This is a genomic window from Empedobacter sp. UBA7494 (assembly GCF_002478465.1).
In the GTDB taxonomy this organism is placed as follows: domain Bacteria; phylum Bacteroidota; class Bacteroidia; order Flavobacteriales; family Weeksellaceae; genus Empedobacter; species Empedobacter falsenii_B.
The window spans coordinates 20,319-37,871 of sequence record NZ_DLOC01000074.1 but is presented as its reverse complement, the minus strand read 5'-3'; the positions used below and the strand labels follow the sequence as shown (position 1 = coordinate 37,871).

Sequence of the window (17,553 nt, the reverse complement as noted above, 5' to 3'; positions counted from 1 at the left end):
GATGGAAAACAATCTTTATTATTTGGGCCATTTGCAACATTCTCAACAAAATTCTTAAAATACGGATCTAATTGCGATTTATTCAAATCTGTAAACTTAGGAAACGTAGGATTTTTGATGAATTGTGGTTTAAACAATATCGATTTAACAAAATACTTGGTAGAACAAGTGATGTTGTCTAAAGCGAAAAAAGTAGAAGAATTACAAGAATATTTCCCAGAGGCGAAATTAGAAGATTGGTTCGAACAAACTGCAGGACAACGTGTTCAAGTAATCGAAAAACAAGACGGAAAAGGAGTTTTGAAATTTGGTACAGAAATCGTAACATCTCAAGATGGAACAATGTCTGCCTTATTAGGAGCGTCTCCAGGAGCATCTACATCTGTTAGCGCAATGTTGAACTTGATGAAACAATGTTTCCCAGACTTGATGAAAAACAACTGGAACGAAGCGATCAAAGAAATGATTCCTTCTTACGGAGAAGATTTAGCGCAAGCTGAATTAGTTGAAGCATCAAGAGCTCGTACAACTAAAGTGCTTAAAATTTTAGATTAAGATTTTTCTTACCTCATATAATTATAAATCCTGATATTCATTTATCAGGATTTTTTTTTGCACTAAACTTAAGAGCATAAAAAAGGTTTGAGAATAAATTCTCAAACCTTTTAATTTTTTCTGAACATCTTAGTCTTTCTAGTCTTCGCTTTTGATAATTTCGTATTCAACTTGCATCACTCCTGTGTTGGTGTGACCAATTTCGCTGAATGCAGCTTGACTTAAGTCTAAAACTCTAGATTTAGCGTATGGACCTCTGTCGTTGATTTCTACAACCACAGATTTACCATTTCTGATATTCGTAACTTTTACTTTCGTACCAAATGGTAAAGACTTATGGGCAGCTGTTAGTTCGTGTTTGTCATACGTTTCACCACTAGCTGTCTTGCGTCCGTGGAATTTGTCTCCATACCAAGAAACAACTCCTGTCGAGATTTTTCGAGCGCTATTCTCGATAAGTTCTCCAACCAACTTTTCATCTTCAACTGATAATGTATCTTTTTTGATGGTATCATTATCAATATCTTTACTAAATCTTTTCTCAGAAGCTGGCATAATAATTGTGTCATTATTACCAGAATCCTTAAAAATTTTACCATCAGCATTTGCTATTGGAAAAATCATTAACATTGCTATAAACGCTGTAATGCTTTTCGTCATCCTTTAGATATTTCTGATTTACTTTGCAAATTTAAGGGTATAAACAGCTTCTTATTTAGAATTATTCTAATCGATTGATTTTTAATTCTAAAATCTCTTGTGCTTTGCGAATTTAGATGCCTACAGCGATTTGTTAATTTAATGTTAAAATAAACTTGTAATCATAATTTTTTTGGCAATTATTTACTTAAATCGGATATATTACTGATTATCAATAAATAATCATTTTATATAATTTGAAGAAATTTATCAAATAAAGAAATAAAAAAGGTAAAGTTTTGTAAACTTTACCTTTTCTTAATTTTTAAAGATTTAAAAATCAATTATAAACTAGCTAAAATGTCTTTTACTTTAGCCGAAATTAATTTTCCTTCCGCTTTACCAGCTAATTTAGAAGCAGCAGCCCCCATTACTTTTCCCATATCTTTTGGAGAAGTTGCGCCAACCTCTGCAACAATTTCTGTAATTGCAGCTGTTAATTCTTCGTCTGATAATTGAGCAGGTAAAAATTGTTGAATAACTTCTGCTTGCGCCAATTCTTTTTCAGCTAATTCTGCACGGTCATTTGCTTCGAATTGTTCAGCAGCTTCTTTACGTTGTTTTACTAATTTTTGTAATAAAGCAATTTCTTGATCTTCTGATAATTCACCGTTAGCACCAGATGTTTTTGCTAATAATAATTCAGATTTTACAGCTCTTAAAGCTTCTAAAGCAACAGTATTTTTAGCTTTCATCGCTTCTTTTAACTGTGCCATTATTTGAGTTTCTAAATTCATTTGTTTTGCTTTTAGACTACAAATTTAAGACAAAAAAAGGCTCATCGCAAAAGCAATGAACCTTTTCTATAATAAGAATATTTTTTACGAGTGATCGTTTGTTAATCTACGTTATCGTGTAGAAAATTGTTTGGACGAATTTGTGTTTCGTTATTACGATTTGTTCCGACAGAAAAATCAGAAGATTGATTATCATTACGATCAGATAAATTCAATCCTTGACGTTTGTAAGCAGGAATTGCTTCGTATTCGTCTACTTGAGAATTCGTCATCGTATTGTTGAATTTAAAATTAAATTGTTTCAAACGATTTCTTCTCTCTTCAATCATACTATTTAATTCAGGATCATTTGATTGCTCAATTGGTTGACTAAATGGATCTATAGCAACCTGTACTTCTTCAGCTTGTGGAGCAGTAGAATGAGCTATATTAGATTGAATTGGCTCTACATTTCCATATCCTTCGTTCTTTGGAGCTTGGTATCCAGCATAATTATTTTGAGGATAATTTGACTGTTCTGAAGCTACAGGATTAGAATATGAATTATATGTTTGATTATTATTTACATTATTCGTTGGTTCTTGCGGACGATTAAAATCAGATTTCAAACGTGGTTCGAAATCGTCGTAAGAACGTCTTTCTTGAACTGGCTCATCTTCAATATCATCTAAAACATAACGCTTTGGAGAATTGTTTTCTTCGAAAGATTCTTCTGGCGTATTGTGATAAGTTTGTTGTTGAAAACTTTGGTTAATATCTGCTTGACGATAATTATTTTGAGGAGCCTTTGGCGTTTGATTTTGTTGAGACGTTTGTGGTGCTTGTTGAGAAGCATTAGAACGACCAAAGTCTAACGTCATTGGTTTTACACGATTTACAAAAGGTTGCTCAACTGATAATGTTTTATTTATTGGTTGCTCTTCCTCTAATGTGTGTACAATTTTTTGTTCCTCTTTTCCTGTATAAGCTTGATCTTCTGTAGGAAAACCAGTTGCCACAACAGTTACAGAGATAGAATCTCCTAAATCTAAGTCTTCACCAATACCCATGATAATATTTGCACTATTACCAGCTTCTTGTTGAATGTAATCATTGATGATACCGATTTCATCCATTGTAATTTCGTTATTACCAGACAAAATCAATAACAATACGTTACGTGCACCTGTAATTTTGTTGTTGTTTAACAATGGAGAATCTAAAGCAGAAGAAATTGCATCTTTCGCTTTGTTTTCACCAGAACCTTGCGCAGATCCCATGATTGCTGTACCAGAATTTTTAAGTACTGTACGCGCATCACGTAAATCGATGTTCATTGCATAGTGTTGTGTAATAACTTCTGCAATTCCTTTAGCCGCTGTTGTTAAAACCTCATCAGCTTTCGAGAAACCATTTTTGAAACCTAAGTTTCCGTATAATTCACGTAATTTATCATTGTTGATAACAATTAATGAATCTACGTTTTGTCTTAATTTTTCGATACCTTTTTCGGCTTGTTCCAACCTCATTCTTCCTTCGAAAAAGAATGGCGCTGTAACAATCCCAACTGTTAAGATATCCATTTCTTTTGCAATACCAGCAATTACTGGTGCTGCTCCGGTTCCTGTACCACCACCCATTCCGGCAGTAATAAAGACCATTTTAGTTCCTTCGTCTAAAACAGCTTTTACATCATCCATACTTTCGATAGCAGATTGCTCTCCTACCTCAGGATTTGCTCCAGCTCCTAAACCTTCTGTTATTGCTTGTCCTAATTGAATTCTTGTTGGTACTGGACTATTTGCTAATGCTTGAGAGTCCGTATTGCAAATTACAAATTCTACACCTGCAATTCCTTGTTCAAACATGTAGTTTACGGCATTACTACCTCCACCACCTACTCCGATTACTTTGATAGCTTGAGATCGGCTCTTTGGTAAGTTGAACACAATATCTCCTGTTAACATATCACTCATATTCTTCTTATTAAATTGGTTCGTAATTTATTCTAGTTTATTCTTATTATTCAGTTTCGTTGATCATTTGGATAAATTTATCCGTCCATTTCGAAAAGAAATTTTTCTTTTCTGGTTTAGATTTAGCTTCTTTCTTTTCACCAATTTCTTGATCCAAAAATTCGTCAACTATTTCTTCTCTTTTTGGTTTTTGGATTACCGATTCCTCCTCTACTATAACTTCTGCTTTTGCAGTTTTTTTGTGCTGAGTTGGTTGAATTCCAATTTCTAATTCTTCTTGGTTATTTAAGTTATTAATTACTGGTTTTTCATAAATTTCGTGCTGATAATTCGCCGCTAATTCTTCTAAACCTTTCATCAATAAACCTACAGATGTTGCATATTCTGGACCACTAATTTCTTCTGCTTTAGCACCAACAATATGTTCGTTAGAGTATCCAATTCTTACATCCATTCCTGTTACATATTCTGTTAACTGACGAATGTGTTTCAATTTAGATCCACCACCTGTTAAAACGATTCCTGCAATCAATTTTTTGTTTTGATCTTCGCAACCGTAGTTTTTCAATTCCAAATATACTTGTTCCAAAATTTCCTGCACACGTGCATGAATAATTTGTGACAATCTTTTTAATGATATTTCTTTTGCTTCGCGTCCTTTTAAACCAGGAATCGATACAATTTCAGTTTCTTTATTTTCTCCTGGCCAAGCAGAACCAAATTTTTCTTTTAAAGCTTCGGCTTGCTTTCCAATAATAGAACATCCAACTTTAATGTCTTCTGTAATCACATTTCCTCCAAACGGAATAACAGATGTGTGTCGAATAATATTATCCTTAAAAATTGCAATATCCGTTGTTCCACCACCTATATCAATCAATGCAACACCAGCTTCTTTTTCTTCTTCGCTAAGCGCAGCACTAGATGATGCAATTGGTTCTAAAGTAATACTTGCCAAACGTAAACCAGCAGCTTTTACACAACGTGCAATATTTCGGATCGATGAAACTTGTCCTACAACCACATGGAAATTAGCCTCTAAACGGCTTCCGTACATACCGATTGGTTCGCGGATTTCACCTTCGTTATCAACCTTAAATTCTTGAGGAAGAACATGGATAATTTCTTCTCCAGGTAACATGACTAATTTGTAAACTTGATTTGTTAATAACTTTAAATCAGTATCATCAATCACGTCTTCTGAATTGGTACGAGTAACGTAATCACTATGTTGTAAACTACGAATATGTTGTCCGGCAATACCAACAGTAACATCAGTAATTTTGACACCAGATGATCTTTCAGCCTTATCAATTGCCTCTTTTATCGAGTTAATGGTTTGTGTAATATTATTTACAACACCTCTGTGTACACCTAAGCTTTTTGCTTGTCCGTGTCCAAGAATTTCGATTTTTCCGTTCTCATTTTTTCGTCCGACAAGCGCTACAATCTTTGTAGTCCCTATGTCTAAGCCAACTGCAATCTTACTATTGTTCTCCATTTTTTATTCGTTTGGTTGCTACAACTTGGTTTACAAATTTCAAGCTCAATTTTTCATAATCTTCAGTTCCTATAAAATCAATGTATTGATTATAGAATAATTTTAGATTATGTAACTTCTGTTCAAAGTTGTTTAAAGTTCCTAATTCTATATAATAGTTTCCTGTGTTTACAATTAAATTAAAAGAACGTTGTCCCACTTTTTGAATGGCTATGATGTGATTTTTTAATAAATCGTCTGCTTTCAAAGCTTGAACAAATTTACTCAAATCCTCATATTCATTCGGTTTTACATCACCAGAAACTAAGATTACATCTGCTGAATTTAATTTAGATAAAGGCATTTTCCCGCCTTTTGTTGTCAAATAAAATTCATTTTTCAGCGTCTTTATTCTTGCTACTGCTGAGTTTGCTTTTATGTCAAGTCGTAAATGTCCGTTGATATCCTTACTTACTTGTACAGAATCCACAAAAGGACTCTCACTTACTTTTTGTTCGATTTCTTTTACATTCACCTCTCGTAGAGATTGTTTCAGAATGTCTTTTCCATCTTTGTTGATAATTTCTCTTATCGATTCATCATTAATAAAATAATTATCAACTGGCTGAACAAACGCCACGTCAATTTTTTTCACAGTACGCGAAGCATTCTTAATTACCGTAAAACTAATCAAACCGATTAGCAAGGCAACTCCAAAAATCACTTTTATGATTTTCAATTTACGCTTCACTTAACCACTCTTTTATTGGTTTAACAATTGTATCAATATTTCCTGCTCCCACAGTCAATAATACATCAAAATCTTGTTTTTTGATGTTTGCTAAACTATCTTCTAATGAAGATACTATTTTTTCATTTAAATTCACCTTTTCTAGCAACCAATTTGAAGTAATTCCTTCGATTGGTAACTCTCTGGCAGGATAAATGTCTAATAAAATCAAACTATCTAACTGCGATAAACTTTGTCCAAACTCTTCTGCGAAATCTCTTGTACGTGTAAATAAGTGAGGCTGAAATACTCCCAACACTTTTTTACCCGGATAAAGTTCACGAACTGAACGAATTGCTGCATTCAATTCTGTTGGATGATGTGCATAATCGTCGATGTAAATTTTTCCATTTGCTTCGAAACGATTAAAACGTCTTTTAACTCCAACAAAAGTTGATAAAGCTTCTTTAATTTTATCATGTGGAACACCCATGTAATCTGCAACAGCCAAAGCCGCAACCGCATTTTCCATATTGTGATGTCCTGGTAATAAAATTCCGACATCTGTTAATGAACCATTTGGCGTTTTTACATCAAACACATAATGTCCGTCAATAATTCTTACATTGTGCGCATCGTAATCTGCATCCAAATCCACTCCATATGTAAAAGCTCCTTCGAAAGGCAAACCTTTGTGAACAAATAATTTTTCTTCGACAATTGCTGCAAATTCTTGAAACGATTTTTTCACTTCATCACGTTCTCCATAAATATCCAAATGATCAGCATCATCACTTGTGATAATCGCTAATTTTGGAGAAAGACGTAAGAAAGAACGGTCAAACTCATCGGCTTCTGCAACTGTATATTTAGAACCATTTAAGATGATATTCGAATCGTAATTCTCTGCAATACCACCTAAAAAAGCTGTACATTCTACATTCGCAACTTTTAGGATATGTCCTAAAATAGACGAAGTCGTTGTTTTTCCGTGCGTTCCCGCAACACCAATATTGTATGTGTGTTTGGTAATTTCGCCTAACACTTCTGAACGCTTCATAACTTTAAAATCATTAACTAAAAAATAATTTAGTTCTGAATGATCTTTTGGTATCGCTGGCGTATAAATTACCAACGTATTTTCTGCATTAATTCCTGCTGGAATTAACTCGATGTTATCCTCGAAATGAATATCAATTCCTTCAGCAATCAATTCAGTTGTTAACTCGGTTTGTGTTTTGTCATAACCTACAACTTCTTTTCCGATTGACTTGAAGAAACGTTCCAAAGCACTCATTCCGATTCCTCCTGCACCGATGAAATAATAATATGTTTTATCTAAAATATTCATTATAATAAATTCAATAATATATCTACAATCTCTTTTGTCGCGTTCGGTTTCCCTAGTTGCTTAATGTTTTGAGATAATTTATTTTTTAATTCTTCATTGTTCGACAAAGCAATTACTTCTTTGACTAAAATTTGTTTTGCATCTGCGTCTTTTACCATAATCGCTGCATCTTTTTCAACCAATGCTTGTGCATTTTTGGTTTGATGATCTTCTGCCGCTGTTGGCAATGGAAGCAAAATAGTTGCTTTACCAACAATACACAATTCAGAAATCGCCATTGCTCCTGCACGAGAAACAATCATATCCGAAGCTGCATATGCATCTTTCATGTTATAAATAAATTCAGTTACATGAATAGTTGGATATTTATCGCCAACCAAATTTTTGATTTTTTGATAATCTAAATTTCCTGTTTGCCAAATCAACTGAACGCCACTTGCAACAAATTCGTCAAGGTTTTCTAACCAAGCATTGTTCATTGCTCTTGATCCTTGTGAACCACCAACTGATAAAATAGTTGGTTTTTCTGGATCTAATCCAAAAGCTGAAATTGCTTCTGCTTTTGAAGGTAAATTTTGAAAAATCTCAGCACGAATTGGATTTCCTGTATAATGTACTTTTTCTTGTGGAAACTGTGAAATTCCTTCGTAAGCTGTACAAATAGCACTCGCTTTATTTTTCAAAATTTTGTTGGTAACTCCTGGAAACGAATTCTGTTCTTGTAATAAAATCGGAACATTTTTACTTCCTGCTACCCACAACATTGGTCCACTTGCGTAACCTCCTGTACCAACGGCTAAATCTGGCTGAAAATCTTTGTAGATTTTCTTTGCAAGATTTAAACTTTTTATCAATTTGAAAGGGAACTTTAAATTCGCTTTCATGTTACTTCTATCAAATCCAGAAATTGGTAAACCTTTTATGTCATACCCAACTTTTGGCACTTTTTGCATTTCCATTCTTCCTTCTGCTCCAACAAACAAAATTTTTGCATCTGGCAAACGTCTTTTAATTTCGTCTGCAATTGCAATGGCTGGATAAATATGTCCACCTGTTCCTCCGCCGCTTATTAAAACTTTAGGCGATGTCTTCGATGTATTCTTCACTTAATACTTTTCTATCTTGTTCTAATTCTTCTTGCGATTTAATCTGAGTACTTACACTCAAAATTATTCCGAACGAAATACATGTCATCCAAATGGATGTTCCTCCGTAACTAATCATTGGTAAAGGTTGCCCTGTTACTGGAATTAAATTAACCGCTACAGCCATGTTTACCATTGCTTGTATAATAATTGGTAAGCCCACTGCAAATACAAGTAGCGTACCAAAAACGGTATGAATTTTAGATGCGATGATACAAATCCGTATTAAAATCAGAAGGAAAATTCCAATTAATAAAATTGCACCAATTGCACCATATTCTTCTACAATAATAGCGAAGATAAAATCGGATGATGACTGAGGTAAAGTTTGTTTGAAAACACTTTTTCCTGGTCCAGCCATTTCATTCAATCCTCTTGCAATTGCAGCTTTTGCGTGTAAAACTTGATAACTTTCTAATCCAGAATCGTCATTAAATTTCTCGATACGTGACATCCATGTGTGCACACGAGAATTTGTTACTAAGTCTGGACGAGATAAAGCCATCCACACAAATCCGCCACCAAGTACTAAACCTACCCCGGCAATTGTAAATAAATATTTGAATGGAAATCCACCAATAATCAACAATATTCCGCACATTCCAGCTAACATCAACGCTGTTGAACCATTAGAAGGAAAGATTAACCCTACAATTACAATAATTGGTAAGAATAATGGAACTGCCGTATTTTTCCACGTATATTCTTTGTCTCTATTTTTTGTCAAATAACGAGCTATATAAATCAACAACGCTTGCGAAGCAATCATCGAAGGCTGAATACCAATTCCAGTCCCTGGAATAGTTAACCAACGCGCAGCATTTGCACCTCCAATGGTTTGTCCTTGTACGAGTGTTATTGCCAAAACTCCAGAAAGTATAACAACAGCTGTTAAAGCAAACAAACCAAACCAACGATAATCAATACGTTGTAATCCATAAATGATAAATAAACCAATTAATAAAATCACAGCGTGCTTACCTAAATGCCCAAAAATAGTTCCCGATCCTACCGTATACACCAAGTTAGAACTTGCAGAATAAACAGGTAAGAACGAAAATAGTGCTAACAATAAAATGAAAGCCCAAAGCGGTTTATCGCCTTTAAAATATTTTTGTACGATGTTAGACATTGGTTGGTTATGTTATTATAATTTGCGTACGTTTTCTTTAAATTGATCTCCACGATCTTCGTAACCTTTGAACAAATCGAAACTTGCACAAGCTGGTGACAGAAGAACCGTTTCTCCTTTTGTTGCTAATTTATATGATTGTTCTACACAATCTTTCATTGTATTTGTTTCAACAATTGTATCGATATATGGACTGAAAAAATCAACAATTTTTGCGTTATCAACACCTAAACAAACAATTGCTTTCACTTTCTTTTTCACGAAAGGTAAAACTTCGTTGTAATCGTTTCCTTTATCAGTTCCTCCAACAATCCAAACAACTGGTTTCGTCATACTTTCCAAAGCAAAATATGTTGCATTCACATTTGTTGCTTTAGAATCGTTGATAAAATCTATTCCTCCAATTGTCAAAACAGGCTCTAAACGATGTTCAACCGATTTAAAATCAGACAAACTCTTTTTTAGTTCCTCATTATTGATATCAATAATTTTTGCAGCTACAGCCGCAGCCAATGAATTAGAAACATTGTGTTTACCAATTAATCCTAAATCATTCACTAACATTGTAAAATCACCATTCGAATCGTTCACACGGAACAATTCATTGTTTGCGTATGCTTCATTTGTTGCATCCATCATTGTGAACGGTTTGCGATGAGCTCGAATATCAATCTTATCAATCATCTCCATTGTTTTTGGATCATCCAAATTGTAGATAAAATAATCGTTTTCATCTTGGTTTTCAGTAATTCTGAATTTAGCCTTTGCATACAAATCAAACTGATAATTGTATTGGTCTAAATGATCTGGTGTAATGTTCAGTAAAATTGCAACATACGGTTTGAAATCTATTTTGATATCATCTAACTGAAAACTACTTACTTCTAGTACATAATAATCGAAGTTATCTTCAGCTACAGATTTTGCAAAACTTTTTCCGATGTTGCCACCTAATCCTACATTTAATCCAGCTTGCTTTAGGATATGGAACATCAAACTTGTTGTTGTTGTTTTTCCATTAGATCCTGTAATCGCAATAATTTTTGCATCTGTATAACGAGACGCAAATTCAATTTCAGAAATAATTGAAATTCCTTTTTCTTCTAATTTCTGAATTAGCGCTGCTTTTTTTGGAATACCTGGACTTTTCATTACTTCATCGGCATTCAGAATTAATTCTTCTGTGTGCTGACCTTCTTCATAAGCAATTCCGTGCTCCTCCAAAAGTTGTTTATACTTGTCTTTTATTTGTCCCATGTCCGAAAGAAAAACATCAAAGTTTTCTTTCTTCGCAAGAATAGCTGTTCCTACGCCACTTTCTCCTCCTCCTAAAACGACTAATCTTTTCATTTTTTATCTAATCTTTAAGGTAATAATACTAATTACCGCTAAAATGATTCCGATGATAATTGCACGTACCACGATTTTACTTTCGTGATAACCTAGTTTCTGAAAATGATGATGTAGAGGAGACATCAAAAAGATTCTACGACCTTCACCAAATTTCTTTTTCGTGTACTTGAAATAAGACACTTGTAACATTACTGATAAACTTTCTGCGAAAAATATTCCGCATAAAATTGGTAGTAATAATTCTTTACGAACGATAATTGCCAAAACAGCAATAATTCCTCCGATTGTTAAACTTCCTGTATCACCCATGAACACTTGAGCTGGATAGGTATTATACCAAATAAATCCTATCAAACCTCCAAGGAAAGCTCCACAGAAAATCAAGACTTCTTCTGAACGCGGAATAAACATAATGTTCAAATAATCGGCGAACATTAAATTTCCGGAAACGAAAACAAACATCGAGATTGCTGCCATAATCACAGCCGAACTACCTGCTGCTAAACCGTCGATTCCATCTGTTAAATTTGCTCCATTCGAAACTGCTGTAATGATAAAAATTACCGCAAAAATAAAAATCGCTGCAACCGCCCATGTTGGTCGATCTTGCGCATCCATCCAAAATAAAATATCAGAATAGTTAAATTCATTTCCTTTCACGAAAGGCATTGTTGTTTCCAACGTTTTTTCTTCAGGACCAAATTTTATTTGTCGGCTGTATTCTGTTTGTTCTGTTCCTACAGGCGTTTTTACTCTATTTTCTTGATGTTTTACGGTAACTGTTGGACTGAAATAAAGCATTAATCCAACTACAACTCCAAGACCAACTTGTCCTAAAATTTTAAATTTACCTTGTAAACCTTCTTTGTTTTTTCTAAAAACTTTGATGTAATCGTCTAAAAAACCAATCACACCTAACCAAATTGTTGAAACCAACAAAATGATAATGTAAATATTATCTAATCTCGCAAAAAGTAAAGTAGGAATTAATGTTGCCAAAATGATAATTAAACCACCCATTGTTGGCGTTCCTGCTTTTTCGATTTGTCCTTTTAAACCTAAATCACGAACAATTTCGCCCATTTGTTCTTTACGTAAATAACTGATGATTCGTTTTCCGTAAAACAAACTGATGAACATTGCCAATAAAATTGCCATTCCCGCGCGGAAAGACGTGTATTGAAACATACGCGCTCCTGGAAAATGGATACCTTCTAAATAATCAAATAAATAGTATAACATTCTTTATTTGTTCAATATTTTACTCAATTCTGATGCAACTTCTACATCAGAAAAATGTGTTCTTACTCCGTTAATTTCTTGATACGTCTCGTGACCTTTTCCCGCAATCAAAATAATATCTTTTGGTTCGGACATTTTAAGTGCTGTTTTTATAGCTTCTTTTCGATCTGTAATCTTCAAGGTGCGATTATAAAATTGCGCTTTTACACCAACTTCCATCTCACGAAGAATTTCTTCTACATCTTCAGTTCTCGGATTATCTGATGTAAAAATAGCAAGATTAGATTTTTCGCTCGCTATATCCGCCATTTCAGGACGTTTTGTTTTATCACGATCTCCACCACAACCTACAACTGTTATTAGTTTTTCATTTTTGGTACGAATTCCTTCTATTGTATCCAAAACATTTTCTAATGCATCAGGCGTATGTGCATAATCTACGATTACGATAATTCCTGATTCTGTTTTGAATGTTTGAAAACGACCATCAACATTTCCAAGTGTGCTCAACGCTTTTAGAACTTCTAATTCATCTTGTCCTAAAATTGACGCTACACCAAAAACTAATAATAAATTATATGCATTGAATTGACCAATTAATGATGTCCAGAATTCTTTTCCATTGAATTCTAATTGCATTCCATCAAATTGGTGTTCAATAATTTTTCCTTTAAAATCTGCATCAGTTTTTAGCGCATACAATTTTTTCGTAGCAACTGTATTCTGAAGCATTACTTTTCCGTTTTTATCATCTGCATTCGAAATTGCCGTAGACGTTTTTGGTAAATCGTCAAAGAATTTCTTTTTTGCTGCAAGATAATTTGCAAACGTTTTGTGATAATCTAAATGATCGTGTGTGATATTCGTAAATCCAGCCACTTCAAAATGCAAACCAGCAATTCTATTTTGATGAATTCCGTGCGAAGAAACTTCCATAAAAGCAAATTCGCATCCTCTATCTACCGCTTCGCGAAACATTTTGTTCAATGTCAAAATATCTGGCGTTGTATGGGTAGACGGAATCACTTCACCATCAATTACAATTTTAATCGTCGAAATTAATGCACAAGCATAACCTAATTTTGTAAACAATTCGTACAACAAAGTTGTCGTTGTTGTTTTTCCATTCGTACCTGTAACTCCAACAAGTTTTAAATCTTTTGTTGGATTTCCATAAAAATTAGAAGCTAAAATTCCTAATGCAATCGTTGAATTTTCAACTTTCACATACGTTACTCCTTCAACTAAATTTTCTGGCAAAACTTCGCAAACAATTGCTTTAGCACCTAAACCAGTCGCTTTTTCTATATACTGATGACCGTCAACTGTAACTCCATTTACAGCGACAAAAACATCATCGTTTGATACTTTTCTTGAATCAAATTGAATATTATTGACTTCAACTTTTGTTGAACCAATCGTTTCTGAGATGGAAACTTTATATAATAAATCAACTAAATTTCTCATCCTTCCAACATTAAATAAATTGTCTCACCCTTCTTAAATCTTGTTCCCGCAGGAATGGATTGATTTGTTACTTTTCCAAACCCTGAATATTGTACATCTAAACCTAAATTTTCTAATACCGGAATTGCTTTAGATCCTGTATGACCAGTCACATTTGGCACTATATTTTTAGAATTACTAACATTAATATCATCTCCTTTTTTAAACTCTTTCACCGCGTTCTTTTTTACTAAATCGCGTGGCAAAGGTATGGGAGTTTTTGAATATACCCAATCGGCAATTTTCTTAAAAACCGGAGCAGTTACACTACCTCCATAAAACCCTTTGGCTGTATTAGGTTTGTGCACAACTACGATACAAGAATACTTTGGTTTTTCTGCTGGAAAATATCCTGCAAATGAAGCACGATATTGCATTCCTTTACCATCTCGCTTCCAATAATCAACACGAGCAGTACCAGTTTTACCAGCAATATCATAATTACTATTACTAATAATACGTCCCGTTCCTTGTTCTACTGCACCACGAAGCATTTCTTGCATCTGTTTTACATTTTCTAAAGAAGTTAGTTGATCTACTAAAACAACAGGTTCGAAAACTTTATCAGGTTCACCTTTACGCGTGATTTTATCCATAAATAATGGTTTCAACATTTTACCATTATTTGCCACTGCGTTGTAAAAAGTCACAATTTGAATTGGAGTTAACTGTAAACCATATCCATAACCCATTACAGGTAACGTAATATTACTCCAAGATTTACTATCTGGACGGTGCATAATTGGACTTCCTTCTCCAAGAATATCTACTCCAAGAGGCGAAGTCATATGCCATTTATCCATTTTTTTGAAGAAAGCTTTCGGGTTTTCTCCGTAATATTTATTTATAATTTTAGCTGTACCAATGTTAGACGATTTTTTCATCACGCCATCTACAGTCAATGTTCCATAACCGTGTGTATCTGTAATCGTACGACCATAGAATTTATAACTTCCACCTCCCGTTTCTACTGTCGAATTTTTATTGATAAAACCATCATCCATTGCAGCTAGCAACGAAACCGTTTTGAAAGTAGATCCTGGCTCTGCAGCTTCACCAACCGCATAGTTATAATCGTCGATATATGTTCCATCTTTTTTGCGAGATAAATTCACAATTGCACGAACTTTCCCTGTCTGAACTTCCATCACAACAACACTTCCGTGTTGCGCTTCAAATTCAGAAAGCTGTTTGTACAAAGCATCATAAGCAACCATTTGCAAATCGGCATCTATTGTTGTGTAAACAGATGAACCTGCTTGAGGCTCTTGCTCCCAACTTTTCATTGGTTTCCATTTTCCACGTCCCATAAATTGCTCCCAACGACGACCTTCAATACCGCTTAATAAGTCAGAATAAGCCCCTTCTAATCCAACTTTTCCGCGTTGATCATCGTAACCAATTGTACGAACACCAATGTCTTGAACAATTAATTCTCGTTTTGACTCAGTTTCATGAATAAACCCACCTTTGTTTTGACCTTTATTAAAGATTGGAAATTTTTTAATGCGTTGATATTGCTCATAATCCAAATCTTTCACCAACATCATGTAACGATTTTTCTTTTTACGTTCTGTAGAAAATTTGTCGTAAAAATAAGAGGGAGATTTTGTAAACATCTTACCTAAAGAATCGGCAAGATTGTGCATTTCTGTTTTGAATAATTCATCTTTGATCACCGTCAAATCCACATAAACATTGTGTTTTGTAACAGTTGTAGCCATTAATGCGCCATTAGAAGCATATAAATTACCACGCTCCGCCGTAACAGTATCTAATCTAAAATTATTCTTTTCGGCAAAACGCTCTAATTCAACCCCTTCTACAATATTAATTCGAAACATAAAAACAATAATAAAGATGGCCCAAATCGCTAGCGCGCCGGCAAATACCCATCCTTTGATGACAATATTGTTTTTATTTTTCGCTGACTTCGTCATAAACTTTGTCTACTATATAATAAGGTTGTTTATCTGGAATTTTCAAACCATACACTGCCGTACGCTCCAAAATTTCCGTTTCTAATTGCATACGCATCAAATCGCGATGCTTATCTGTATATTGAGATTTTAAATCTTCTACTTTATCTTGCAGTTCAGCGATTCGAACCACTTTTCTATCAACTAAATGCGAACTCGAAATACTCAAAAAAGCCAAACCTACCAGATACAACATAAACTTCCAGTTTTGTTCTGAGCCAGTTTTAATTAAAAACTCACCTCTCAACAAACCTGTAAAAGTTTTTTTCTCTGGTAATATTTTTTTCTTTTTCGCCATTCCTATTTATTAATCCTCATTACGAACCGCAATACGCATTTTCGCACTACGCGCTCTTGGATTTTCATTAATTTCTTCTTGCGTTGGCACAATCACCTTTGATTGTAAAGGTTTGAAAGGCGCCGACCAATTTCCAAAAACGTCACGTTCTGGTTCTCCTTCAAACATTCCGTTTTTCATGTAGCGTTTTGTCAAGCGATCTTCTAACGAATGATACGAAATAATAACCAAGCGACCACCTGGCTTTATCACTTCTCCACATTGCGTCAACATCTCTTTCAATGCAGCCATTTCATCATTTGCTTCGATGCGTAATGCCTGAAACATTTGAGCGAAAAATTTATTTTCTTTCATTTTTGGAATGAATGAAAAAATTTGCTTCAATTCATCAATTGTATTGATTTGTTTATCAGCTCTTGCTTTCACAACTTCTCTTGCCAAACGATACGAATCTTGCAATTCTCCAAAATCATAAAAAACACGCGCAAGATCTTCTTCTTCGTATTCGTTAATAATTGTTTTGGCAGATAATTTTGCATTCTGATTCATTCGCATATCCAATTCTCCATCAAAGCGAGTTGAAAAACCTCGTTCTGGTGTATCAAACTGATGAGAAGAAACTCCTAGATCACCCAAAACACCGTCAACTTGCTTTATTCCACGAAATCTTAAATTATTTTTCAAGAATCTAAAATTTTGCTCAACTAACTCAAATCGATCATCATCAATTTTATTGCAAACCGCATCTACATCTTGATCAAATGAAAATAATTTTCCATTTTGATCCAAACGGCTTAATATTTCACGTGAGTGTCCTCCACCCCCGAACGTACAATCTACATATATACCTGATTCGTTAATAATTAACGCATCAACACTATCTTTTAATAATACTGGATTATGATATTCACTCATCTTCTCCTAAATTTCCCATTACATCTTCTGCCAAAGAAGCAAAATCTAAATCATCTACATTAATCGACTCTTCATATTTGTCTTTATCCCAAATCTCGATCATGTTTACAGAAGAATTTAGAACGACTTCTTTATTAATTTCTGCAAATTTCACTAAATCTTTTGAAATCTGTAGCCTTCCATTTGCATCAACTTCGACAATTTTTAATCCAGCCGTAAAAATTCTAATAAAATCATTGTTTTTCTTCACAAATCGATTCAATTTATTCAAATCATTCATCACTTTTTCCCATTCTTTCATTGGATGCAGTTCTAAACAATTTTGAAACACAGATCTTTTCAACACAAAGCCATCTTCCAAACATTCAGCAAGTTGTTTTTTCAAACCCACTGGTATTGGGAGCCTACCCTTTGTATCTACCTTACACTCATATGTTCCAATTAATGAATTCATGATAGAATTTTTCCAAAAATAA

At 34.1% G+C, this 17,553-nt stretch carries 16 protein-coding genes; 1 reads left to right on the top strand and 15 read right to left on the bottom strand.

Annotated features, from left to right (window positions below; translation table 11 throughout):
* On the top strand, positions 1-555 hold a 555-nt coding region (locus B4E95_RS08900; protein ID WP_291091213.1), incomplete at its 5' end, for a malate:quinone oxidoreductase.
* A gap of 138 nt (positions 556-693) precedes the next feature.
* On the opposite strand, the gene B4E95_RS08895 is transcribed toward B4E95_RS08900, so the two are convergent.
* The 15 genes from B4E95_RS08895 to mraZ form a co-directional block, all read right to left on the bottom strand.
* Positions 694-1,215 carry a septal ring lytic transglycosylase RlpA family protein gene (locus tag B4E95_RS08895; RefSeq protein ID WP_180905147.1) on the bottom strand — a complete coding sequence of 174 codons (522 nt, stop codon included), beginning with the start codon at positions 1,213-1,215 and terminating at the stop codon, positions 694-696.
* Between the two features lie 323 nt (positions 1,216-1,538).
* The gene (locus B4E95_RS08890) at positions 1,539-1,991 is read right to left on the bottom strand and encodes a GatB/YqeY domain-containing protein (RefSeq protein WP_291091211.1); all 453 of its coding nucleotides are present in this window, start codon (positions 1,989-1,991) and stop codon (positions 1,539-1,541) included.
* Between the two features lie 101 nt (positions 1,992-2,092).
* The gene (gene ftsZ, locus B4E95_RS08885) at positions 2,093-3,937 is read right to left on the bottom strand and encodes a cell division protein FtsZ (RefSeq protein ID WP_291091215.1); all 1,845 of its coding nucleotides are present in this window, start codon (positions 3,935-3,937) and stop codon (positions 2,093-2,095) included.
* Between the two features lie 55 nt (positions 3,938-3,992).
* Entirely contained in the window at positions 3,993-5,447 is a 1,455-nt protein-coding gene (ftsA, locus tag B4E95_RS08880; protein WP_291091209.1) for a cell division protein FtsA, read from the bottom strand.
* Positions 5,434-6,165 (bottom strand): cell division protein FtsQ/DivIB, encoded by a 732-nt coding sequence (locus tag B4E95_RS08875; protein WP_236688178.1) that lies wholly within the window; start codon positions 6,163-6,165, stop codon positions 5,434-5,436. Before B4E95_RS08875 ends, ftsA begins: the two co-directional genes overlap by 14 nt.
* 1 nt (position 6,166) lies before the next feature.
* Positions 6,167-7,507, bottom strand: coding sequence for a UDP-N-acetylmuramate--L-alanine ligase (murC, locus tag B4E95_RS08870; RefSeq protein ID WP_291091207.1), 1,341 nt, complete (start codon positions 7,505-7,507; stop codon positions 6,167-6,169).
* Positions 7,507-8,613, bottom strand: a complete 1,107-nt coding sequence (murG, locus tag B4E95_RS08865; RefSeq protein ID WP_291091205.1) for an undecaprenyldiphospho-muramoylpentapeptide beta-N-acetylglucosaminyltransferase — start codon at positions 8,611-8,613, stop codon at positions 7,507-7,509. Before murG ends, murC begins: the two co-directional genes overlap by 1 nt.
* Positions 8,585-9,784, bottom strand: a complete 1,200-nt coding sequence (locus tag B4E95_RS08860; protein WP_115001740.1) for an FtsW/RodA/SpoVE family cell cycle protein — start codon at positions 9,782-9,784, stop codon at positions 8,585-8,587. Before B4E95_RS08860 ends, murG begins: the two co-directional genes overlap by 29 nt.
* A gap of 15 nt (positions 9,785-9,799) precedes the next feature.
* Positions 9,800-11,134: a UDP-N-acetylmuramoyl-L-alanine--D-glutamate ligase gene (murD, locus tag B4E95_RS08855; RefSeq protein ID WP_291091202.1), complete on the bottom strand. Its 1,335-nt coding sequence runs from the start codon at positions 11,132-11,134 to the stop codon at positions 9,800-9,802.
* Between the two features lie 3 nt (positions 11,135-11,137).
* Positions 11,138-12,379, bottom strand: a complete 1,242-nt coding sequence (gene mraY / locus B4E95_RS08850; protein WP_125349644.1) for a phospho-N-acetylmuramoyl-pentapeptide-transferase — start codon at positions 12,377-12,379, stop codon at positions 11,138-11,140.
* Between the two features lie 3 nt (positions 12,380-12,382).
* Positions 12,383-13,846 carry a UDP-N-acetylmuramoyl-L-alanyl-D-glutamate--2,6-diaminopimelate ligase gene (locus B4E95_RS08845; RefSeq protein ID WP_291091200.1) on the bottom strand — a complete coding sequence of 488 codons (1,464 nt, stop codon included), beginning with the start codon at positions 13,844-13,846 and terminating at the stop codon, positions 12,383-12,385.
* A complete protein-coding gene (locus tag B4E95_RS08840) occupies positions 13,843-15,825 on the bottom strand; it encodes a penicillin-binding protein (RefSeq protein ID WP_038332822.1) in 1,983 nt (660 codons plus the stop codon). Before B4E95_RS08840 ends, B4E95_RS08845 begins: the two co-directional genes overlap by 4 nt.
* A complete protein-coding gene (locus B4E95_RS08835) occupies positions 15,803-16,162 on the bottom strand; it encodes an FtsL-like putative cell division protein (RefSeq protein ID WP_052217625.1) in 360 nt (119 codons plus the stop codon). The genes B4E95_RS08840 and B4E95_RS08835 overlap by 23 nt, the downstream gene beginning before the upstream one ends.
* 9 nt (positions 16,163-16,171) lie before the next feature.
* On the bottom strand, positions 16,172-17,077 hold the full coding sequence (rsmH, locus tag B4E95_RS08830) for a 16S rRNA (cytosine(1402)-N(4))-methyltransferase RsmH (protein ID WP_291091198.1): 906 nt from the start codon (positions 17,075-17,077) through the stop codon (positions 16,172-16,174).
* Entirely contained in the window at positions 17,070-17,531 is a 462-nt protein-coding gene (gene mraZ, locus B4E95_RS08825) for a division/cell wall cluster transcriptional repressor MraZ (protein WP_291091196.1), read from the bottom strand. Before mraZ ends, rsmH begins: the two co-directional genes overlap by 8 nt.
* Positions 17,532-17,553 lie beyond the last annotated feature (22 nt).

Excerpts from the sequence above, each read along its gene's own strand:
- mraY (WP_125349644.1), bottom strand. The coding sequence starts at position 12,379 with ATGTTATACTATTTATTTGATTATTTAGAAGGTATCCATTTTCCAGGA.
- ftsA (WP_291091209.1), bottom strand. The coding sequence starts at position 5,447 with ATGGAGAACAATAGTAAGATTGCAGTTGGCTTAGACATAGGGACTACA.
- rsmH (WP_291091198.1), bottom strand. The coding sequence starts at position 17,077 with ATGAGTGAATATCATAATCCAGTATTATTAAAAGATAGTGTTGATGCG.
- B4E95_RS08845 (WP_291091200.1), bottom strand. The coding sequence starts at position 13,846 with ATGAGAAATTTAGTTGATTTATTATATAAAGTTTCCATCTCAGAAACG.
- ftsZ (WP_291091215.1), bottom strand. The coding sequence starts at position 3,937 with ATGTTAACAGGAGATATTGTGTTCAACTTACCAAAGAGCCGATCTCAA.
- mraZ (WP_291091196.1), bottom strand. The coding sequence starts at position 17,531 with ATGAATTCATTAATTGGAACATATGAGTGTAAGGTAGATACAAAGGGT.
- B4E95_RS08835 (WP_052217625.1), bottom strand. The coding sequence starts at position 16,162 with ATGGCGAAAAAGAAAAAAATATTACCAGAGAAAAAAACTTTTACAGGT.
- B4E95_RS08860 (WP_115001740.1), bottom strand. The coding sequence starts at position 9,784 with ATGTCTAACATCGTACAAAAATATTTTAAAGGCGATAAACCGCTTTGG.
- B4E95_RS08890 (WP_291091211.1), bottom strand. The coding sequence starts at position 1,991 with ATGAATTTAGAAACTCAAATAATGGCACAGTTAAAAGAAGCGATGAAA.
- B4E95_RS08840 (WP_038332822.1), bottom strand. The coding sequence starts at position 15,825 with ATGACGAAGTCAGCGAAAAATAAAAACAATATTGTCATCAAAGGATGG.
- murD (WP_291091202.1), bottom strand. The coding sequence starts at position 11,134 with ATGAAAAGATTAGTCGTTTTAGGAGGAGGAGAAAGTGGCGTAGGAACA.
- B4E95_RS08895 (WP_180905147.1), bottom strand. The coding sequence starts at position 1,215 with ATGACGAAAAGCATTACAGCGTTTATAGCAATGTTAATGATTTTTCCA.
- murC (WP_291091207.1), bottom strand. The coding sequence starts at position 7,507 with ATGAATATTTTAGATAAAACATATTATTATTTCATCGGTGCAGGAGGA.